Origin of the sequence: Terrabacter sp. 2RAF25 (genome assembly GCF_052115265.1) — a bacterium.
Lineage (GTDB): Bacteria > Actinomycetota > Actinomycetes > Actinomycetales > Dermatophilaceae > Terrabacter.
In genome coordinates this window covers 19,373-39,096 of record NZ_JBFRGJ010000007.1, presented here as the reverse complement: position 1 = coordinate 39,096, position 19,724 = coordinate 19,373, and the positions used below count along the sequence as shown (strand labels likewise).

Sequence of the window (19,724 nt, the reverse complement as noted above, 5' to 3'; positions counted from 1 at the left end):
CGGTGTGAGTTGGGTACGGTCGGGGTCGTGAGTGTTGCGCGCCCCACGACGATCGGTGTCTCCATCCCGATCCCGGCCCCGCACGGCGACTACCTGCAGGACCGCCGGGCCGAGTTCGGCGACCCCCACGCGCGGCAGATCCCCGCCCACATCACCCTGCTGCCGCCCACCGAGGTCGACGAGGAGGCGTACGCCGCCTTCCGCCGTCACTGCGCACAGGTGGCCGCCGCGCACGACCCCTTCCACGTCGTGCTGCGCGGCACGGGGACGTTCCGGCCGCTCTCCGACGTCGTGTTCATCCAGGTCGCGCGTGGCGTGTCGAACTGCGAGTCGCTCGAGGTGTCGCTGCGGTCCGGACCCGTGAGCCGTGACCTCGACTTCTACTACCACCCCCACGTCACGGTGGCCCACAACGTCGCGCCCGAGGCCCTCGACCGGGCGTTCGAGGAGCTCGCCGACTACTCGATCACCTTCACCGTGGGTGCCTTCCATCTCTACGAACAGGGTACGGACGAGGTGTGGCGCCCCGTCCACACCTTCGAGCTCACAGGAGGCTGACCCGTGCCGGCGTGGTTGAAGCGGATCATCGACCGACTCAAGGCCAGCCACGCGTACTCCGCCTGGCAGCGGTACGGCGCCGCCAACGGAGACCTGCTCGCCGCGGGCGTCGGCTACTTCGCCTTCTTCTCCGTCTTCCCCGCGCTCGCGCTGGCGTTCGCGATCTTCGGCTTCGTGCTGCAGGGGAGACCTGACCTCGTCGAGACGATCGCCGCCTCCCTCGACGGGGTGCTGCCCGGAATGGTGAAGTCGGCAGCCCATCCCGACGGCATCATCAGCGTCGCCGCCCCGGCGAGCCTGACCCTGACGGTGACGGGGGTCGTGTCGTTCGTGACGCTGCTGCTCGCCGGCCTCGGCTGGGTCGGGGCGCTGCGCACCGGCATACGCGGCGTCTTCGGTCTCGAGGCGGCTGCGGGCAACGCAGTGCGCACCAAGGCCCGCGACCTGGTGGTGCTCGTGACGCTCGGGCTGGCCATCGCCGTCTCCGCGATCCTCACGAGCGTCATCGGCGGTCTCGCCGAGCGGGTCGCCGGCTGGGTCGGCCTCGCGGGCAACGGGCTGCTCATCGGGGCGCTGGGGCTGCTCCTGGGCGTGGCGTTCGACTTCCTCATCCTCGTCGTGCTGCTCCGGATGCTGTCCGGTGTGCCGCTGCCGATGCACAACGTGCGCCAGGGTGCGCTCGTCGGCGCCGTGATCCTCACCGTGCTCAAGCTCTTCGGCGGCTTCCTCATCGGTCGCGCCACTGCCAACCCGCTCCTCGGGGCGGTCGCGGTCGCCGTCGGGCTGCTCTTCTGGCTCAACCTCATGTCCAAGGTGGTGCTGCTGTCGGCCGCGTGGGCGGCCAACCAGGTGGACATCGCGCGCCTCGCTGACGGCACGGACGCGGACACGGACACGGACGCGGAGCAGCCGGCCGCTGCCGGGGCCGAGGCGGCTGCTGTGCGTGCCCGTCCTCGGCCGACGTCGCGTGACGGTGCCGCGACCGCGCCCCCGGCGCCGGCCGCCCCGCCCGCAACACGGGCGACCGACCGGGTGAGCATCGCGGCAGGCGTTCTCGTCGGCATCGCGACGACCTTGGGGGCCAGAGGGATTCGAGGGGCACTCCGGCGCTGACGCGCATTCCCGACACACGGGGCCGATCAGTACCTACGATGCGCTGGTGGATGCCTGCCCCTTGTGCCAGGGCGATGTGCGCAAGACGCGGCTCGCCAAGACCTCCGACCGTCCCTACCGCGTGGTGCGGTGCAGGCGATGCGGCACCGCGTCCGTCCTGCCGCGCCCGACCGAGCAGGACCTGGCCGACTTCTACGGCGCGTCCTACTTCTCGGCCGACACCGGGTTCGGCTACGGCGACTACGACGGGGCCAGCTGGGCGGGCGTCCAGGCGGTGCGGGCCTGGGACGAGCTCCAGATGTGGGCTCCGGAGGTCTCCGACGTGCCGCTCCGCCGCATCCTCGACGTCGGAGCGGCGACGGGCGAGTTCGCGTTGCGCGCCGAGCAGGACGGCTGGGACGCGGTGGCCTGTGAGGTCGGCGACACGGCGCGGGCGACTGCCGAGTCCAAGGGCCTCGCGACCGTGACCACGATCGCCGACGCGTCCGGCTCGTTCGGGGTGATCAGCATGTACCACGTGCTCGAGCACCTCATCGACCCGCTCGCTGCGCTCGTCGACGCCCGACGCGTCGTCGACAGCGACGGGGTCCTCGTCATCGAGATACCGCAGTGGAACAGCGCGGGCCGGATCGTGCGCGGCTCCGACTGGGCCCAGTTCCGCCCGCCGGAGCACATCAACTTCTTCAGCAAGCGCAGTCTCGCCGGGGCGCTGCGTCACACCGGCTGGGAGGTGGTCCGCAGCTCGACGCCGTACCCGCACTCGGCCGAGCTCGCCCTGGACACCGTCCGGAAGGGCCGGGTCCGCGAGGCGGCTGCCCACGCCGGACGCTTCGTCCTGGGCTCAGCCGGGCTCGGCGGCTATCTGCGCACCGTGGCTCGGCCGGTCTGACGCCGGGCTCGACGCGTGGCCGTCAGGCGTGTCGGCGCCGGCGCAGCGTGACGGCGAGCAGGATCGCGGCGGTCGTGACGACGAGGCCCGCGGCGGCCACCACGACGAGCGACACCACGCGGTCGTATGCCGTCTCGCGGGTGGCAGGCGCCGCCAGCGGTGCGGGGATCCCCGACGATCCTGATGCACCTGGTGCCGCGTCAGGGCCCGTGCCGTTCGCGACTCCGGTTCCGTCGGTCGGAAGGGCCGGCACGGTGGCCGCCGGCGTGGGCGCAGCGGCTTCGCCGGGCTCCACCAGCCGCCCGACGGGCGTCACGCGGTCGGCGTTGGCGAAGCCCCAGTCGAGCAGCGCCGCCGTCGGCTTCCACGAGCCGGTGACGCTGCCCATCTGCGCGACGACGAGCGTGCGACCGTCGCGGGTCGCCGCGCCGATGAAGGTGTGCTGGGCCCGGTCGGTGCGCCCGGGCTTGATGCCGATGGCGCCGGGGTAGTGCTTGAGCAGCTCGTTGATGTTGTAGACGTGGAATGCGGGCCAGACCTTGCCGTACTTGTCCTTGCCGCCGGGGAACACGGAGTCGCGCTTGGTGATGGCGGCCCGGAACTCGGGAAGCTGCATCGCGTTGCGGCCGATGAGCGCGAGGTCGTAGGCGCTGGAGTGCTGGTCGCCGTCGTCGAGGCCGCTCGGGTCGACGGTCACGGTGTCGTGGGCGCCGATCTGGGCCGCCTTGGCGTTCATCAGATCGACGGTGTGCTGGTAGCCGCCCGCAGCCTCGGCGAGGGCGTAGACGGCGTCGTTCGCCGAGAACATCAGCATCGCGTCGACGAGGTTCGCGACCGGGTAGCGGTTGCCGGCCAGGATGCCGACGCGTGAGCCCTCTGCGTCCTGGGCAGCCTGGTCGGCGACGACGATGCGCCGCGGGTCGAGCCGCGGCAGGAGCGTCAGGGCGGTGAGCGTCTTGAGCGTGCTCGCCGGTCGGAGCCAGGCGTGCGGAGACTTGGCCGCGAGGATCTCTCCGGAGTCGAGGTCGGCCAGCACGTAGGAGACGTCGTAGACCTCGGGCGGCGCGACGACCGACGCCGGGCGGTCCACGACGACACCCGTGTCGGCGAGCCGGGAACCGCCGACGACCGTCTCCGGCTCCCAGGCCGCATGGGGGAACGGGGTCGGCGCGGCGTTGCGGCACACGACGCGCGGCTTGGCGGGGGCCGCCGGCTTGGCCGGAGTCTTGGTCGGCTTCGCCGGCTTCGGCGCGGCCGGGGTCGCGACGGGGGTTCCCCGCTCGTCGCCGGGGAAGACCCGAGGCGTGAGCACGATGCCGGGCGGCACGGTGGTGCTCGTCTGCCACGGCGCGCACGTCGGGACGGCCTGCGGGAGGACCCGTGGTCCGGCATCGACGACGGCCCGCGGGACCAGGGGGAGCGGCGACGCGGAGGCGGTCGAGACGGCATACGGCGTGGTCACGGAGAGCGTCAGCCCGAGGGCACTGAGCGCCGCACCCGCGGCGGAGGTCGTCCACGGGCGACGTCGGGCACGGTCTCTGGGCGTCATCGCCGGGTCAGACTAGCCCGTCTGTGGTGCGATGTCCCTGCTCACCGGGCCCGCGGCGGCGCCCGACTCGTGGACGGGCTGGTGGTCGCGAGCCACGGCGCGCACGTCGAAGGTCACGAACGCGGCCGCGGCCAGGAGGACGACGACGCCCAGGGTCGTCACGTCGGTCGGGACCCAGCCCGGGGTGCCGCACGCGAGGAGGGCGCCGGCGGCGGAGGCCACCGCGACGCGTACCGGCGCGGTGCCGACCCTGAACAGGACCGCGGCGAGCGGGAGGAGCACGAGGCCGTAGGACGGCTGGTTCACCTGGACGACGAGCATCAGCCCGGCGGCCGACGCGAGGCCCACGGTTGCGAGGTCGCCTGGTGGACGGCGGAGCAGGGCGGCAACGACGAGCAGCGCGGTCGCTGCCAGCACGAGGCCGCGTAGACCCCAGACGAGGCTGGCTTCGAGGCCGTGACGTTGGCCGACCGCCCAGATCGACGGGTTGCTCCCCACCCCGGTCGTGGACCCACTCAGCACCCGGGGGAGCACCCGGGTGACGAAGTCCGCGGGATCGCGGAGCAGCGGGATCGTCGCGAGGTTCAGCACGAGCGGGATGGCGGCCGCGAGGACGAGCTCGCGGAACCGCCGGCGCGCCAGGAGCACGAGCCCGAGGGTCACGACCATCGGCTTGATCGCGACGGCGAGGCCGACCATGACCGCCACGAGGACCCAGCGTCCCCGCTGGGCTGCCACGAGTGTCCACCCGGCCAGCGCAGCGATGCTCCAGCTGAGGTTGGAGTAGCCGAGGGTCTCCGTGCCGACGGAGGAGACGACCGTGACGGCGAGCAGGGCCGCCGCCAGCGGGGATCTCCATCCGGCGCCGAGCAGCGACGAGAGCGAGGTCGCCAGCGCGAGCGCCGCCACCATGGTGAGCGCGAGGCCGCAGAGGACGAAGAGCCGGTTCTCGACCAGGGCTGCGGGGGAGAAGAGGAGTGCCGCCGACGGTGGGTAGACGAACGGGCTGTGCCCAGCGACAGGGATATACGGGTCGCCGTGCTGCCAGAGGTTGCGGGCACCGTCCCAGGTGGCCTCGATGTCGGTGCCGTAGTACCAGAACGACCGGACCCGCACGGCCTGCACGAGCAGCACGGCGACGGCCGCCGCCCACGCGGCCCACGTGACCCAGCGCCCCCGGAGCCTGCGTGCAGTGTCGTCGGCGTTCGCCATGTCGTCCCCCTCAACCGTGCGCGACCCCTCGCCCGTCGGAACGTAGCAGGAGAGATGCGGCGCCTTCAGGCTTTTGGTGCGACGGGGACGCGCGACAGCCCGTCCCGGTGTTCCGGAGCGGGCTGTCAGCTGCGTGCGGAGTGTCGACCGGAGTCGACGCGTGCGTCAGTCGCCGTGGCGGGTCAGGGCGTGGCGCAGGTCGCGGTTGAGCTGGTTGATGACGTCCATCGGGATCTCCTTCGGGCACGCGAGCGAGCACTCGCCGATGTTCGTGCAGCCGCCGAAGCCCTCGTGGTCGTGCTGCTCGACCATGCTGATCACGCGGGCGTCACGCTCGGGCTGGCCCTGCGGCAGCTCACCGAGGTGGGTGATCTTGGCACCCATGAAGAGCATTCCGGACGCGTTGGGGCACGCCGCGACGCAGGCGCCGCAGCCGATGCAGGCGGCCGCCATGAACGCGCGGTCGGCCTTCGGCTTCGGCACCGGCACCGAGTGGGCCTCGGGAGCCGCACCCGTGTTGGCGCTGATGAAGCCGCCCGCCTGGATGATGCGGTCGAAGCTGCCGCGGTCGACGACGAGGTCCTTGATGACCGGGAAGGCGTCGGCGCGCCACGGCTCGATGGTGATCTCGTCGCCGTCGGAGAAGCTGCGCATGTGCAGCTGGCACGTCGTGGTCACCTCGGGACCGTGCGCCTTGCCCGAGATCATCAGGCCGCACATGCCGCAGATGCCCTCTCGGCAGTCGGAGTCGAACGCGATCGGCTCCTCGCCGCGAGCGTTGAGCTGCTCGTTCAGCACGTCGAGCATCTCGAGGAACGACATGTCGGGGGAGATGTCGGCGACCTGGTAGGTCACCATCTCGCCGCGGGCGCTCGCGCTGGCCTGACGCCAGATCTTGAGGGTGAGGTTCATGCCGGTGTCGCTCACTTGTAGCTCCGCTGCTTCATCTCGATGGCTTCGTAGACCAGGTCTTCCTTGTGCAGGACGGCGGTCCGGCCGTCACCGCCGAACTCCCACGCGGCGACGTAGGCGAACTCGTCGTCGTGACGCATCGCCTCGCCGTCCTCGGTCTGGCTCTCGGCGCGGAAGTGGCCGCCGCACGACTCGCGGCGGTGCAGCGCGTCGATGCACATGAGCTCGCCGAGCTCGAGGAAGTCGGCGACGCGGCCGGCCTTCTCGAGGCTCTGGTTGAGGGTGTCGGCGGCGCCGAGCACCTTGACGTTGCGCCAGAACTCGTCGCGCAGGCTCCTGATGAGGTCGATGCCCTTGAGCAGGCCCTCCTCGGAGCGCTCCATGCCGCAGTACTCCCACATGATGTGGCCGAGCTCCTTGTGGAAGGAGTCGACCGACCGGTCGCCGTTGATCGACAGCAGCTTCTGCACGCGGGCGTCGACGGAGGCCTTCGCCTCGACGACGTCGGGGTGCGAGTCGGGCAGCTTCTCGAACGGGCCCTTGGCGAGGTAGTCGCGGATCGTGTGCGGCAGCACGAAGTAGCCGTCGGCGAGGCCCTGCATGAGGGCCGAGGCGCCGAGGCGGTTGGCGCCGTGGTCGCTGAAGTTGGCCTCGCCGGCCACGAAGAGGCCCGGGATCGAGCTCTGCAGGTCGTAGTCGACCCAGAGGCCACCCATCGTGTAGTGCACAGCGGGGTAGATGCGCATCGGCACCTGGTAGGGGTTCTCGCCCGTGATCCGCTGGTACATGTCGAGCAGGTTGCCGTACTTCTCGGCGACGGCCTCGTTGCTCATGCGCTTGAGGGCGTCGGTGAAGTCGAGGTAGACGCCGCGGCGGAAGTCGCCGACCTTCGGGCCGACGCCGCGTCCCTCGTCGCAGACGTTCTTGGCCTGGCGGCTCGCGATGTCGCGGGGCACGAGGTTGCCGAAGCTCGGGTAGATCCGCTCCAGGTAGTAGTCGCGGTCCTCCTCGGGGATCTCGCGCGGGTCCTTCTCGCAGTCCTCGGCCTTCTTCGGCACCCAGATGCGGCCGTCGTTGCGCAGCGACTCCGACATGAGCGTCAGCTTGCTCTGGTGGTCGCCCGACACGGGGATGCACGTGGGGTGGATCTGCGTGTAGCAGGGGTTCGCGAAGTACGCGCCCTTGCGGTGGGCGCGCCACGTGGCGGTGACGTTCGAGCCCATCGCGTTGGTCGACAGGAAGAAGACGTTGCCGTAGCCGCCGCTCGCGAGCACGACCGCGTCGGCCAGGTGCGTCTCGACCTCGCCGGTGACGAGGTCACGCGCGATGATGCCGCGGGCCTTGCCGTCGGCGACGATGACCTCGAGCATCTCGTGACGGTTGTACATCGTCACCGTGCCGGCCGCGACCTGCCGCTCGAGCGCCTGGTAGGCGCCGATGAGCAGCTGCTGGCCGGTCTGGCCTCGGGCGTAGAACGTGCGCGAGACCTGGACGCCGCCGAACGACCGGTTGTCGAGCAGCCCGCCGTACTCACGGGCGAACGGAACACCCTGGGCCACGCACTGGTCGATGATGTTCGTGCTGACCTCGGCGAGGCGGTAGACGTTCGACTCGCGCGAGCGGTAGTCGCCGCCCTTCACCGTGTCGTAGAAGAGGCGGTACGTGGAGTCGCCGTCCTCCTTGTAGTTCTTGGCGGCGTTGATGCCGCCCTGCGCGGCGATCGAGTGCGCACGCCGCGGGGAGTCCTGGTAGCAGAAGGACTTCACCTGGTAGCCGGCCTCACCGAGCGTCGCGGCTGCCGCGCCACCGGCGAGTCCGGTGCCGACGATGATGACCGACAGCTTGCGGCGGTTGGCCGGGTTGACGAGGCCGGACTCGAACTTGCGGGTGCTCCACTTGTCCTGGATCGGTCCCGACGGGGCCTTCGCGTCGTGGATCGGCTCGCCCTCGGTGTAGAGGCCGTGGACGATGCCGGCGTTGGGGGCAGGCTGCGTGGCCGCGCCGCCGGTGGTGGCTGCGTTGGTGTCAGTCATCGGTCAGTTCCCCTTGACGATTCCGAACAGGATGGCGAGCGGCGGCAGGGCGAAGCCGACCGACGTGACGAGCGCGATGACCAGGGCGACCAGCTTGGCGCGCTTGCGGGCCCGGGCGTTGCCGGCCCAGCCGAGGGTCTGGGTGGCGCTCCAGACACCGTGCCACAGGTGCATGCCGAGGGCGGCCAGGGCCAGGACGTAGATGAGCACGACCCACCACACCTGGAAGGAGCTGATGACGAGCTTGCCGGGACTGTCGCCGGCGGCGTCCGGGCCCACGTTGAACTTCACGATCGTGAACTGCAGCAGGTGCCAGACGAGGAAGAGCAAGATCGCGACCCCGCCCCAGCGCATCGCCGTGCTCTTCACCGTGGCCTTGGCCGCCTCCTTGGCGACGTAGCGCGTCGTGCGCGCGCCGCGGGCGCGGCTCCACAGGTAGAACGCGGCCCAGACGTGAGTGACGATCGCGACGACGAGCAGGGCACGGAAGAGCCACAGGAACCCGCCGAACGGCAGGATCGGCGTGAACATCGTGCGCAGGTGGTGCGCGTACTCGTCGAACGCCTCGACCCCGGCGAAGATCTTGAGGTTCCCGTACATGTGCGCGAGCACGTAGAACACGAAGAGGGCGCCCGAGACCGCCATGAGCATCTTCATGAAGACGGTGGTCCGGCGAGCCGATGCAGGTCTGTTCGATCCCGTTGCCGGGAGAGTGTTTGTCGCCACGGAGGCACCTTATCCCCGCGGCAGCACGGGCTCTGACGCCTACTCCTCGGTACGCGGCGACTGTGACTATTTCCACTGCGCCGCCCGACCGCCCCCATCGAGTGCCCACTTCCCGACGGGAGCGAGGCGCGGATATCCGCCCCGGTCAGGGCCATTGCCGCAAAACGCTGCGCGACGCTTCGGTCGCTGGATACGTTCTCCCGCGTTCAACTCACAACGGAGGACCCATGACAGAGCCGATCCCGGCCACCGACCACCGCTCGTTCCCGGAGCCGACCCCGGCGCCCGCCTACGCGGTCGCGCCCGTCGCCGCGCCGATGCTGCCTGCGACCCACCTGTATGCCGGCCCGGGCACTGGGCCCATCGGCAAGGTGCGCTCCACCGGCGTCTGCATCCTGCTCTGCATCGTCACGCTCGGCGTGTACTCCTGGGTCTGGTACTACCAGACGCACGAGGAGATGAAGCGGCACACCGGCGAGGGCATCGGCGGCGCGCTGGGCCTCGTCATCGCGTTCTTCGCGGGGATCGTGTCGGCCTTCCTGTCGCCTGCCGAGGTCGGCCGGCTCTACGAGCGCCGCGGGCAGCGTCCCCCGGTCACCGCCGTCACGGGGCTGTGGGCCGTGCTCGGGGTGCTCATCCTCGTCGGTCCGATCGTGTGGTTCGTCAAGACCAACGGGGCCCTCAACGCGTACTGGCGCTCCCTCGGCGCCCAGGGCTGAGTGGAGGGACGGGTCGAGCGACAGCCTCGGCCCGTCCTCAGTCCTTGCGGCGGCCGATCTTGTTGCCGAGCCAGACGAGCGGGTCGTAGCGCTTGCCGACGACGCGCTCCTTCATCGGGATGATCGCGTTGTCGGTGATCTTGATGTGCTCGGGGCAGACCTCGGTGCAGCACTTGGTGATGTTGCACATCCCGATGCCCTGCTCGTCACGGGCGAAGTCGGCGCGGTCGTCGCGGGCGTCGAGCGGGTGCATGTCGAGCTCGGCGGCGCGGATCAGGAACCGGGGACCGGCGAAGGCCTCTTTGTTCTCCTCGTGGTCGCGCACCACGTGGCAGGTGTTCTGGCAGAGGAAGCACTCGATGCACTTGCGGAACTCCTGCGAGCGCTCGACGTCGACCTGCTGCATCCGGTAGTCGCCGGGCGCGACCCCCTCGGGCGGAGCGAACGCCGGGATCTGGCGCGCCTTCTCGTAGTTGAAGGACACGTCGGTGACGAGGTCGCGGATCACCGGGAACGCCCGCAGCGGAGTGACGGTCACCGTCTCGGTCTCGGTGAACGTCGACATCCGCGTCATGCACATGAGCCGCGGTATGCCGTTGACCTCCGCGCTGCACGACCCGCACTTGCCGGCCTTGCAGTTCCACCGCACCGCGAGGTCGCCGGACTGGGTGGCCTGGAGCCGGTGGATGATGTCGAGCACGACCTCGCCGTCGTTGACCTCGACCGTGTAGTCGACGAGGTCGCCGCCGTCGGCGTCGCCGCGCCACACCCGGAACTTCGCGTCGTAGCTCATGACCCGCTCCCGTCGGCCGTGCCCGTGGTGTCACCGGTGGCGCCGACGCCCGCGAGCTCGTCGGCCGTGAGGTACTTTGCGAGCTCGTCGCGCTCGAAGAGGTCGAGCAGGTCGCCGCGCATCGCCGGCATCGGCTGCTCCTCCACGCGTATGCCGTCACCCTCGGCCGAGCAGATGAGGTTGCGGCCGCGCCAGTTGGCATCCATCTTCGGGTAGTCGTCGCGAGTGTGCCCGCCGCGAGACTCCTGCCGCAGCAAGGCTGCTCGGGCGACGCACTCGCTGACGGCGAGCATGTTGCGCAGGTCGAGGGCGAGGTGCCAGCCCGGGTTGAACTGCCGGTGTCCTTCGACGGTCAGGTGCTGGGCGCGCCCCTTGAGCTCCTCGAGCTTGGTGAGCGCGGCCTCGATCTCCTCCGCCTTGCGGATGATGCCGACGAGGTCGTTCATCGTCTGCTGCATCTCCTGGTGGAGGGTGTAGGGGTTCTCGCCACCCTCCTCCTCGAACGGCGCGAGCGCCGTCGTCGCCGCGGCGTCGAGGGCGGCCTGCGGCGCGACCGGTCGGGCGTCGCCGAGCCCGGTGACGTAGGCCGCCGCGCCGGCTCCCGCTCGGGCGCCGAAGACGAGCAGGTCGGACAGCGAGTTGCCGCCGAGGCGGTTCGACCCGTGCATGCCCCCGGACACCTCGCCGGCGGCGAAGAGACCGGGCACCCTTGCCGCAGCGGCGGTGTCGGGGTCGACCTCGACACCACCCATGACGTAGTGGCACGTCGGGCCGACCTCCATCGCCTCCTTGGTGATGTCGACGTCGGCGAGCTCCTTGAACTGGTGGTGCATGGACGGCAGCTTCTTGAGGATCTCCTCGGGGCTGCGACGCGACGCGATGTCGAGGAAGACCCCACCGTGCGGCGACCCACGCCCTGCCTTGACCTCGGAGTTGATCGCGCGAGCCACCTCGTCGCGGGGGAGCAGCTCGGGCGGGCGCTTGTTGTTGTCGGGATCGGTGTACCAGCGGTCGCCCTCGTCCTCGGTCTGGGCGTACTGCCCCCGGAAGACGTCGGGCACGTAGTCGAACATGAAGCGCTTGCCCTCGGAGTTCTTGAGCACGCCGCCGTCGCCGCGCACCGACTCGGTGACGAGGATGCCCTTGACCGAGGGCGGCCAGACCATGCCGGTCGGGTGGAACTGGACGAACTCCATGTTGACGAGGGTCGACCCGGCGCGCAGGGCGAGGGCGTGCCCGTCGCCGGTGTACTCCCACGAGTTGGACGTCACCTTGAACGACTTGCCGATGCCGCCGGTGGCGAGCACCACTGCGGGAGCGTTGAACCGGACGAAGCGGCCCGACTCGCGGAAGTAGCCGAACGCGCCGGCGATGGCGCCGCTCTCGTCCTGGAGCAGGTCGGTGATCGTCACCTCGGCGAACACCTTGAGCCTCGCCTCGGGGTCGCCGGACTCGCGCTCGTCGTCCTGCTGCAGCGACACGATCTTCTGCTGCATCGTGCGGATCAGCTCGAGGCCGGTGCGATCGCCGACGTGGGCGAGGCGGGGGTACTCGTGGCCGCCGAAGTTGCGCTGGCTGATCCGCCCGTCGGGGGTGCGGTCGAAGAGGGCGCCGTACGTCTCGAGCTCCCAGACGCGGTCGGGGGCCTCCTTGGCGTGCAGCTCGGCCATCCGCCACGAGTTGAGGAACTTGCCGCCGCGCATCGTGTCGCGGAAGTGCACCTGCCAGCTGTCGTGGCTGTTGACGTTGCCCATGCTCGCGGCGATGCCACCCTCGGCCATGACGGTGTGCGCCTTGCCGAAGAGGGACTTGCAGATGATCGCGGTGCGCAGCCCGGCCTCGCGGGCGGCGATGGCGGCCCGGAGGCCTGCCCCGCCGGCGCCGACGATGAGGACGTCGTAGTCGTGGGTCTCGAGCTCCGCTGCCATCAGTTGTAGAACCTCAGATCGGTGAGGGCCCCGGAGGCGACCAGGGCGATGTAGAGATCGGTGACCAGCAGGGTGCCGAGGGTGGTCCACGCGAGCTGCATGTGCCGGGTGTTGAGCCGCGACACGATGGTCCAGGCGCGGTAGCGCAGCGGGTGCTTGGAGAAGTGCTTGAGCCGCCCGCCGATGAGGTGGCGGCACGAGTGGCACGACGCGGTGTAGAGCCAGAGGAACGCGACGTTGGTCAGCATGATGAGGGTGCCGAGCCCGACCCCGACCCCGCCGTCCTTGCCGTGGAAGCCGTCGAAGGCGTCGAGGGTGTTCATCGCGGAGACGACGACGGCGGCGTAGAAGAAGTAGCGGTGCGCGTTCTGGAGGATGAGCGGGAAGCGGGTCTCGCCGGTGTACTTCGCGTGCGGCTCGGCCACGGCGCAGGCGGGCGGAGACAGCCAGAACGCCCGGTAGTAGGCCTTGCGGTAGTAGTAGCAGGTCAGTCGGAAGCCGAGCAGGATCGGCAGGAGGAAGAACGCGTACGGCACGAGTGGTGGCATCTCACCGAGCCACGTGCCCAGGTGGCGCGCGTCAGGGTGGCACGAGGCCGTCACACACGGTGAGTAGAACGGCGTGAGGTAGTGGAACTGCGGGACGTAGTAGTCGCGCTGCATCGAGGTGCGCACGAGGGCGTACAGCAGCCAGATGACGATGAGCGTGAACGTCACGGCCGGTGCGAGCCACCAGCGGTCGCCCCTCAGGGTGCGTCCCGGGATCTGCGCCCGACCCGGCGAGCCGACGCCTCGGGCCATGGACCCACCTGATCGGGATCCGGGGTCGGGCGTCGTTCCACTCATCGTGCGAACCTCCACCGTCGTTGGTTGGGCGCGTTCGCACACTCTAGTGTCACGTGCGTCACAGATGGCGTGACTCGCCCGGTACCCCTCAGGCAGCGGGCGTCTCGACCTCGGCGCGACGGAGGGCCCGGCCCGCGATCGCGTCCTCGTAGTGCCCGACCAGCCCCTCGACGACCCGCGCCCACGACCGGTGGCGCACGAGCTCGTGCCCGCGTCGGCCCAGCTCCGCGGCATGGGCCGCCGACGCGAGCACCCGGGAGACCTGACCCCGCAGGGCTCCCGGCTCGCCGGGATCGAAGAGGTAGCCGTTGACGCCGTCGGTGACGAGGTCGACCGGGCCGCCTGCTCGCGGCGCCACGACGGGGAGCCCGCTGGCGCCGGCCTCCTGGATCGTCTGGCCGAAGGTCTCCGCGGTGCCGGTGTGCACGAAGACGTCGAGACACGCGTACGCGCGAGCGAGGTCGTCGTCGTGGCGCGACCCGAGGAAGACGGGCGGCCGGTTCGGCCGTGCCGGGGAGGCGGCGACCGCCTCGGCGAGCGCGGCACCGACGGCGTCGCGCGACGGCCCGTCGCCGACGACGACGAGCCGGGTCCCGGGCAGGTCGGCGAGCTCGGCGAGACGCTCGACCTCCTTCTCCGGGGCGAGCCGGCCGACGTAGCCGAGGAGGCGCTCGCCGCCGGGGGCCAGCTCGCGCCGGAGCGCCTTGGCCAGGGCGTCCTGCCGCCAGGCCGGGTTGAACAGCGCTGCGTCGACGCCGCGACCCCAGAGCGCGGTGCGCGGCACGGCGTGCGCCTCGAGGTCGGCGAGCGCCGCCGACGACGGGGCGAGGGTGAGGTCGGCCCACGAGTGGATCCGCCGGATCCAGCGCCAGGTCGTCGACGCAGCCGCCGCGGCGCCCGCCGCGCCGGGAGTGTGCTGGCGCACGTACGCCGCCATGTCGGTCTGGAAGACGGCGACGGTCGGCAGGCCGAGGCCACGCGCTGCAGCCAGCCCGCGGGCCCCGAGCACGAAGGGGCTGGCGACGTGGACGACGTCCGGGCCGAACTCCTCGAGCACCCGCTCGATCTCGGGCGTCGGCAGGCCGACGTCGAACTGGCGCACGGGCAGGGAGGCGACCCGGTGCACGGGGGCGCCTCCGTACCGAGCCGGTGCGGCAGCTCTGGAGCGCGGCGCGACGACGACCACGTCGTCCCCACGTGCGCGGAGCTGCTCGATGACCCGGCACACGCTCGTGGTGACGCCGTTGACGCTCGGCAGGAACGACTCGGTGACGATGGCGACTCGCACGCGTCCACCGTGACGTTGACGTGCGCTGCCCGGGCGACGCCCCGGGGTGTGTCCGGTGACGTGCCGGTGACGGCCTCGTGCACCGGCGGGCACCTAGGCTTGGCACATGGTGCTCGAGGGTGCAGCGGCGGCGGCCGACTGGCTGATGGACAAGTCCTTGGTGCTCGGCTACACGAAGATCGGACCGGCGGTGCGCCGCGCCTGGTGGCCCGACGACCCGGCCCCGGGCGCGCTCGTCGGTCGTCACGTCCTCGTCACGGGCGCCAGCGGTGGGCTGGGCCTCGCCACGGCGCGCGGTCTCGCGCGACTCGGCGCGACCGTGCACCTCACGGGCCGTGATGCCGGGCGTCTCGGATCGGCACGGGCGTCGCTGCTCGACCAGGAGCCGCTCGCCGAGGTGGCAGTGCACGTCGCCGACGTCAGCGACCTCGCCGGCACGGCGCAGTTCGCCCACGACCTGATGGCGGACGTGCCCCGGCTCCACGCCGTGGTCCACAACGCCGGCGTCATGCCGCCCCGGCGCACGACGACCTCCGAGGGGCACGAGCTGGCGCTCGCGACCCATGTGCTCGGTCCGCACGTGCTGACCCAGGCCCTGCGTCCGGCCCTGGCCGACGGACGCGTCGTCGTCGTGACGTCGGGGGGCGCCTACGGACAGCGGCTCGACGCCACCGACCCCGAGTACGCAGGCGGCGAGTACTCCGGGGTGACGGCATACGCCCGCACCAAGCGGATGCAGCTGGTGCTCACCGAGCTGTGGGCGAGCGACCTTGCGGCAGAGGGGATCCGCGCCCACTCGATGCATCCCGGGTGGGCCGCGACCCCGGGAGTCACGGAGTCGCTGCCCCGCTTCGCCGCGCTCACGGGCCCGCTCCTGCGTGATGCCGACTCCGGGGCCGACACCGCCGTGTGGCTCGTGGCCACGTCCGACGCCATCGGCACCGGCGGTTTCTGGCACGACCGCCGGCGCCGCTCGACGCACTACGCCCCGGTCGGGGTCGAGACGCACGAGCAGGTCGAGCAGTTCAGGCAGTTCGTCGCCGACGCGACCCGTCGGGCACTGTCCACGTCGTGATTCGTCGATAGCGCTCGCGGCCACGCGCGCGCGCCTATGCTCCGGCACATGGACCCTGTGTACTGGCGGCGCGCGCTGACCGCACTGGCCGGTCGGCTCGCGGTTCCACGAGACTCCCGAGGCGCCGCGCATCACCCAGCTGCTGGGTGACAGCACGACCTTCGACTACTCACCGTGGGAGGGCTCTGTCGACCTCGTCCTCGTCGACGCCGGCCACGAGTACGCCAATGCGCGGGCGGACTCGCAGGCAGCCCTCCGGCTGCTGCGACCGGGCGGTGTCATCCTCTGGGACGACTACGAGCCGGGGTGGCCCGGTGTCGTGAGGGCCGTGGACGAGCTGCAGCTCCCGGTCGAGCGACTGACGCACGGACTTGCCGCCTACTTCGACCCGTCGCCGCGCCCGGCCCAGCCCTGAGCTCCTGTCAGCCCTGAGCTCGGGTCACGCGGGTGACTCGATCCGCAGCCAGCAGGTCCACCGCTCGACCCGCAGGAAGCCGAGGCGCTCGTAGACGGGCTGCCCGTCGTCGCTGGCGATGAGCACGGCGCCCTGGTCGGGCCACGTCGTCGTCGCGGCCCACGTGAGCGCCGCCCCGGCGCCTCGCCCACGCGCGCTGCCGAGCACCGCGACGTTCTCGACGACCGTCACGCCGGCCGCGGAGTGAGCGGCCGACGTGGCGACCGGCTGCCCGTCCCGGTAGCCGACGAAGACGCGTGTCGAGGCATCCACGACGTCGGAACGATAGAAGTCGCCGGGAGGGAGGTCGGCCATGTCCGGCATCGGATAGCCTTCCACGAGAACGCGTTCCGCGTCCTGGAGCTCGGTTGGAGTGGTTGCCTGCCGCACCTCGACCGAGGTGGCCGGCGCGGTGCCGCTCGCCGAGGTCGGCCGGAACATCAGGGGCGGGTGACCGACGAGCTCGAAGCCGTGGGCCGTGAGGTCGGGCGCCGGGAACGGGCTGATCACGATCGCCGAGACGTCGTCCGGGTATGCCGCGGACAGGGCTGCCATGGTCGAGGACCAGCTGCGCGGTGGGCTCGTCACGAGCGCCCAGTTGAGCAGGGCGCTCGCCCCACCGCCCCGGCCGGCGCACCATCCGTGGCCCTCGGCGAAGTGCCCGCGGGCTGCCGTCGTCAAGGCCCGCGCCCACGACACGTGCGCGAGAACGCTTTGTCGCACAAGGGAGTCCGTGGCCGGCAGGTCCTCCTCCCAGCCGGTCGTGAGGTACTCGCCCTGCTCGGGCAGCATCGAGGTCATGGCTCCACTGTCGACCTGACGGGAGTGCGTCGGCAGCGATTCCCGCAGAATCCCCAGCGCCTGCTCAGCCGGTGCGCCGCACGCACACCTGGGCGCCTGTTGCGGGCACGCAGTCGTAGCCCGTTCCGACGAGCGTCCTGACGCGCGCCACGTAGGCGTTCCAGGCGGGGGCACCGCCCTCGGGCCGGAGGGAGTCGTCGACGATGATCGCGTCGGCGCGCGGCAGGCAGGTGGCGGTGGCCTCCAGGATTGCCGCCGGCTCGATGGAGTACTGGTGGAAGCGCGGGCAGGCGAGGTCGAGGTCTCGAAGCCCCAGGGCGTGCGCGCTCGTGTCGTTCGAACCGGCCCGCGCACACGTCCGCACTCCCGGCTGCGACGCGAGGGCGACGCTCGCAGGCGACTGCTGCTGCAGCATCCGCAGGCTCGCGGGCACGTTGCGTGCTGATGTGAGGTAGAAGTACGGGTGCAGGGCTCCGGCTGCGACGAAGCCGGCCACCAGCACGAGGGCCACGGGCCGCCAGCCGTGGGCCGTGTGCGAGAGCCTCGCTGACATCAGCGCGAGCACGCACGCGCCGGGCACCGACAGCGTCTGCGCATGGTGTGGCCAGGTCGCCGTGGCCGCGATCACGACCAGAGAGATCCCGAGCGTCGCGAGAGCGAGGTCCCAGAGCGCCGCGGGTGTGATCGTCTGGGGTGCCCCGGCGCCGGCCGGCCGGGCCTGAGTCGTGGCGGGCCCTGACCCCGGACTGCCGGCGGTCCACGAGCGGCGGATCGCGAGGAGGGCCACGAGGACCGCAGCCACTGAGACGGCGCCGCCGCCCCGGCCGTCCTCGGGGAACGCCCGCAGGAGGTGCCCCACGACGGAGCCGTACTGCGACCGGGCCAGATCACCGTCTGCATAGTCGGCGTTCAGCCTGAAGTTGTCGAGCCAACCCGGGAGCTCGCCGCGGGCCCACAGCACGGCGAGCCCAGTGGCCAGGGCCGCGGTGGCGCTCGCCGCTGATCGGGTCAGCCCCCACAGTCCGCCTGACCGGCGGCCGTGAGCGGCGATGACCACCAAGGCGCAGACAGCCACCGGCGTCACGATGAGCTTCGTCAGCAGCAGCAGCCCGACGAGGATCCCGGCGAGCACCCACCGCGACCGGACCGCGCTCGCGACGGAGAGGAGCAGGAGCGCCAGGCCCGGGAGGTGGGTCATGCCGGTCTCGTAGGCAGGGCCGGTCAGGAGCAGCGGGGTGGCTCCCAGCCCGGCGACCACGGAGATGTCGCGGGAGGCACCGGCCGCGCGGGCCATGACGACGACGGCGATCCCAGCCAGGACGACCCAGAGGACCTCGACGGCGATGTCCGACAGGGGCGACACGAGCCGACCCACGGCCAGCACGTAGTAGAACAACGGGTCCTTGTTGTCCCACACGTCGACGTAGAGCCGGTCACCGGCGAGGAGCCGCTCGGCGACGGACGCGTACGTGCCGTGGTCGCCGGTCGTGCTCGGCACGAGCCGGGGAAGGGCGGCGAACCACGCCACGATCACGGCCGCGGCGACGACCACCCTCCGCGCCCGCCGCACTCCGAACGACGCAGTTACGCCGGTCTTCACGGCAGGTCTCCCGCCCGCGTGCTGATCCGGCGCGACCGGAACCGCGCTACCGCGGGTCTGCGTGGCCAACTCAGGTCAGCTCGGTGCGGTTCTGCGCCGTCAGCATCTCGACGACCTTCTTGACGTCCTGCGCGCGGTCGGGGCGGGTGATGAGCAGCGCGTCCTGGGTGTCGACGACGACGAGGTCGTCGACCCCGATGAGGGCCACGAGCCTGCCGCCCGTGGCCACCATCGCCGTCGAGTCGATCGCGATGATGTCGTCCTCGGGTCCGATCGCCGTGATGCCCGGCAGCGCGGTGGACTCGGTGACCAGTCGGGTCAGGGATGCGAAGTCGCCGACGTCGTCCCAGCCGAAGGACGCCGGCACGACGGCCACCCTGCCGGCCGCCGCGGCGGGCTCGGCCACCGCGTGGTCGATCGCGATCTTCTGCAGCGACGGCCAGAGGTCTCGCATCCGTCGCGGGTCGGCGGCGATGATGCGGAGGCTGTCGACCATGTCGGCGTGGTTCACGGCGAGCAGCTCGAGCAGCGTGGTCGCGCCGACCACGAACATGCCCGCGTTCCAACGGTATTCGCCGGTCTCGAGGTAGCTCGTCGCCGTCTGGCGGTCGGGCTTCTCGACGAACTCCTCGACCCGCCGTGCGCTCGGGGCGTCCTCCGCGCCGAGGGCCTCACCGACCTTGATGTAGCCGAAGGCCGTCGAGGGCTCGGTCGGCTCGACGCCGATGGTCACGAGCTCGCCGCGCCGAGCCAGTCCGGTGGCCTCGGTGACGGCGCGGTGGAACGCCTCGGTGTCACCGACGACGTGGTCGGCGGCGAAGGAGCCGAGCACCGCCTCCGGGTCGCGGCGCTCGAGGATCGCGGCAGCGAGCCCGATGGCGGGCATCGAGTCACGCGGTGAGGGCTCGGCCACGACCGCGTCGTAGCCGAGCATCGGCAGCTGGCGGCGGACCGCGTCCTCGTGCGCGGCGCCCGTCACCACGAGGATCCGGTCGCCGACGAGCGGAGAGAGCCGATCCCACGTCTCACGCAGCAGCGACTGGCCGGAACCGGTGAGGTCGTGCAGGAACTTGGGGGAGTGGCGGCGCGAGATCGGCCAGAGTCGAGTGCCGGACCCCCCGGCGGGGATCACGGCCCAGAGCCCGGGGATGGCGGTCATGCGCACACGGTACAGATGGGTGGGCCGCCGTCCGGTGGAACCGCCGTGACTGGCCGGGTGGGCTTGGGTC

17 protein-coding genes and 1 pseudogene are annotated in these 19,724 nt (G+C 71.4%); 6 read left to right on the top strand and 12 right to left on the bottom strand.

What is annotated here, in order from left to right; genetic code table 11:
- Nucleotides 1-27 precede the first annotated feature (27 nt).
- Genes AB4091_RS17175 through AB4091_RS17165 form a run of 3 tightly spaced genes read left to right on the top strand, consistent with a single transcriptional unit; the run spans nt 28 to nt 2,560 of the window.
- Entirely contained in the window at nt 28-558 is a 531-nt protein-coding gene (locus AB4091_RS17175; RefSeq protein ID WP_442293198.1) for a 2'-5' RNA ligase family protein, read from the top strand.
- Between the two features lie 3 nt (nt 559-561).
- Nucleotides 562-1,671 carry a YihY/virulence factor BrkB family protein gene (locus tag AB4091_RS17170; RefSeq protein ID WP_442293196.1) on the top strand — a complete coding sequence of 370 codons (1,110 nt, stop codon included), beginning with the start codon at nt 562-564 and terminating at the stop codon, nt 1,669-1,671.
- A 46-nt stretch (nt 1,672-1,717) separates the two neighbouring features.
- Nucleotides 1,718-2,560 carry a class I SAM-dependent methyltransferase gene (locus AB4091_RS17165; RefSeq protein ID WP_442293194.1) on the top strand — a complete coding sequence of 281 codons (843 nt, stop codon included), beginning with the start codon at nt 1,718-1,720 and terminating at the stop codon, nt 2,558-2,560.
- A 22-nt stretch (nt 2,561-2,582) separates the two neighbouring features.
- Here the strand turns inward: AB4091_RS17165 and AB4091_RS17160 are convergent, their stop codons facing one another.
- The 5 genes from AB4091_RS17160 to AB4091_RS17140 form a co-directional block, all read right to left on the bottom strand.
- Complete coding sequence (locus AB4091_RS17160) at nt 2,583-4,109, bottom strand: D-alanyl-D-alanine carboxypeptidase family protein (protein ID WP_442293192.1); 1,527 nt, start codon at nt 4,107-4,109, stop codon at nt 2,583-2,585.
- Nucleotides 4,110-4,121: 12 nt separating this feature from the next.
- A complete protein-coding gene (locus AB4091_RS17155; RefSeq protein WP_442293190.1) occupies nt 4,122-5,321 on the bottom strand; it encodes a glycosyltransferase family 87 protein in 1,200 nt (399 codons plus the stop codon).
- Nucleotides 5,322-5,486: 165 nt separating this feature from the next.
- Entirely contained in the window at nt 5,487-6,233 is a 747-nt protein-coding gene (locus AB4091_RS17150; RefSeq protein ID WP_442293434.1) for a succinate dehydrogenase/fumarate reductase iron-sulfur subunit, read from the bottom strand.
- 11 nt (nt 6,234-6,244) lie between these two features.
- Entirely contained in the window at nt 6,245-8,266 is a 2,022-nt protein-coding gene (locus AB4091_RS17145; protein WP_442293188.1) for a fumarate reductase/succinate dehydrogenase flavoprotein subunit, read from the bottom strand.
- 3 nt (nt 8,267-8,269) lie between these two features.
- On the bottom strand, nt 8,270-8,923 hold the full coding sequence (locus AB4091_RS17140; protein ID WP_442293186.1) for a succinate dehydrogenase cytochrome b subunit: 654 nt from the start codon (nt 8,921-8,923) through the stop codon (nt 8,270-8,272).
- A gap of 296 nt (nt 8,924-9,219) precedes the next feature.
- On the opposite strand from AB4091_RS17140, the gene AB4091_RS17135 reads away from it, so the two are divergent.
- Nucleotides 9,220-9,711 carry a DUF4234 domain-containing protein gene (locus tag AB4091_RS17135; protein ID WP_442293184.1) on the top strand — a complete coding sequence of 164 codons (492 nt, stop codon included), beginning with the start codon at nt 9,220-9,222 and terminating at the stop codon, nt 9,709-9,711.
- A 37-nt stretch (nt 9,712-9,748) separates the two neighbouring features.
- Here AB4091_RS17135 and AB4091_RS17130 read toward each other — a convergent pair whose 3' ends face one another.
- The 4 genes from AB4091_RS17130 to AB4091_RS17115 form a co-directional block, all read right to left on the bottom strand.
- Nucleotides 9,749-10,504, bottom strand: coding sequence for a succinate dehydrogenase/fumarate reductase iron-sulfur subunit (locus AB4091_RS17130; protein WP_442293182.1), 756 nt, complete (start codon nt 10,502-10,504; stop codon nt 9,749-9,751).
- The gene (locus AB4091_RS17125; protein ID WP_442293180.1) at nt 10,501-12,432 is read right to left on the bottom strand and encodes a fumarate reductase/succinate dehydrogenase flavoprotein subunit; all 1,932 of its coding nucleotides are present in this window, start codon (nt 12,430-12,432) and stop codon (nt 10,501-10,503) included. The genes AB4091_RS17130 and AB4091_RS17125 overlap by 4 nt, the downstream gene beginning before the upstream one ends.
- Entirely contained in the window at nt 12,432-13,232 is an 801-nt protein-coding gene (locus AB4091_RS17120; RefSeq protein ID WP_442293178.1) for a hypothetical protein, read from the bottom strand. The genes AB4091_RS17125 and AB4091_RS17120 overlap by 1 nt, the downstream gene beginning before the upstream one ends.
- Before the next feature lie 133 nt (nt 13,233-13,365).
- Nucleotides 13,366-14,565, bottom strand: a complete 1,200-nt coding sequence (locus AB4091_RS17115; RefSeq protein ID WP_442293176.1) for a glycosyltransferase family 4 protein — start codon at nt 14,563-14,565, stop codon at nt 13,366-13,368.
- 106 nt (nt 14,566-14,671) lie between these two features.
- Between AB4091_RS17115 and AB4091_RS17110 the strand changes: the two genes are divergently transcribed.
- Together AB4091_RS17110 and AB4091_RS17105 are read left to right on the top strand one after the other, a co-directional pair.
- Nucleotides 14,672-15,640, top strand: coding sequence for an SDR family NAD(P)-dependent oxidoreductase (locus AB4091_RS17110; RefSeq protein WP_442293174.1), 969 nt, complete (start codon nt 14,672-14,674; stop codon nt 15,638-15,640).
- A gap of 130 nt (nt 15,641-15,770) precedes the next feature.
- A pseudogene (locus tag AB4091_RS17105) lies at nt 15,771-15,926 on the top strand (class I SAM-dependent methyltransferase); the annotation flags it as partial.
- 153 nt (nt 15,927-16,079) lie between these two features.
- Here AB4091_RS17105 and AB4091_RS17100 read toward each other — a convergent pair.
- From AB4091_RS17100 to AB4091_RS17090, 3 genes are all read right to left on the bottom strand, one after another.
- Nucleotides 16,080-16,895, bottom strand: coding sequence for a GNAT family N-acetyltransferase (locus AB4091_RS17100; RefSeq protein WP_442293172.1), 816 nt, complete (start codon nt 16,893-16,895; stop codon nt 16,080-16,082).
- Nucleotides 16,896-16,959: 64 nt separating this feature from the next.
- Entirely contained in the window at nt 16,960-18,495 is a 1,536-nt protein-coding gene (locus tag AB4091_RS17095) for a hypothetical protein (RefSeq protein WP_442293170.1), read from the bottom strand.
- A gap of 70 nt (nt 18,496-18,565) precedes the next feature.
- On the bottom strand, nt 18,566-19,654 hold the full coding sequence (locus tag AB4091_RS17090) for a mannose-1-phosphate guanylyltransferase (protein ID WP_442293168.1): 1,089 nt from the start codon (nt 19,652-19,654) through the stop codon (nt 18,566-18,568).
- Nucleotides 19,655-19,724: the final 70 nt, after the last annotated feature.

Coding starts and splice junctions, on each gene's coding strand:
- AB4091_RS17110 (WP_442293174.1), top strand. CDS start 14,672: ATGGTGCTCGAGGGTGCAGCGGCGGCGGCCGACTGGCTGATGGACAAG.
- AB4091_RS17130 (WP_442293182.1), bottom strand. CDS start 10,504: ATGAGCTACGACGCGAAGTTCCGGGTGTGGCGCGGCGACGCCGACGGC.
- AB4091_RS17135 (WP_442293184.1), top strand. CDS start 9,220: ATGACAGAGCCGATCCCGGCCACCGACCACCGCTCGTTCCCGGAGCCG.
- AB4091_RS17125 (WP_442293180.1), bottom strand. CDS start 12,432: ATGGCAGCGGAGCTCGAGACCCACGACTACGACGTCCTCATCGTCGGC.
- AB4091_RS17100 (WP_442293172.1), bottom strand. CDS start 16,895: ATGACCTCGATGCTGCCCGAGCAGGGCGAGTACCTCACGACCGGCTGG.
- AB4091_RS17155 (WP_442293190.1), bottom strand. CDS start 5,321: ATGGCGAACGCCGACGACACTGCACGCAGGCTCCGGGGGCGCTGGGTC.
- AB4091_RS17090 (WP_442293168.1), bottom strand. CDS start 19,654: ATGACCGCCATCCCCGGGCTCTGGGCCGTGATCCCCGCCGGGGGGTCC.
- AB4091_RS17140 (WP_442293186.1), bottom strand. CDS start 8,923: ATGAAGATGCTCATGGCGGTCTCGGGCGCCCTCTTCGTGTTCTACGTG.
- AB4091_RS17160 (WP_442293192.1), bottom strand. CDS start 4,109: ATGACGCCCAGAGACCGTGCCCGACGTCGCCCGTGGACGACCTCCGCC.
- AB4091_RS17150 (WP_442293434.1), bottom strand. CDS start 6,233: ATGAACCTCACCCTCAAGATCTGGCGTCAGGCCAGCGCGAGCGCCCGC.
- AB4091_RS17145 (WP_442293188.1), bottom strand. CDS start 8,266: ATGACTGACACCAACGCAGCCACCACCGGCGGCGCGGCCACGCAGCCT.
- AB4091_RS17120 (WP_442293178.1), bottom strand. CDS start 13,232: ATGGCCCGAGGCGTCGGCTCGCCGGGTCGGGCGCAGATCCCGGGACGC.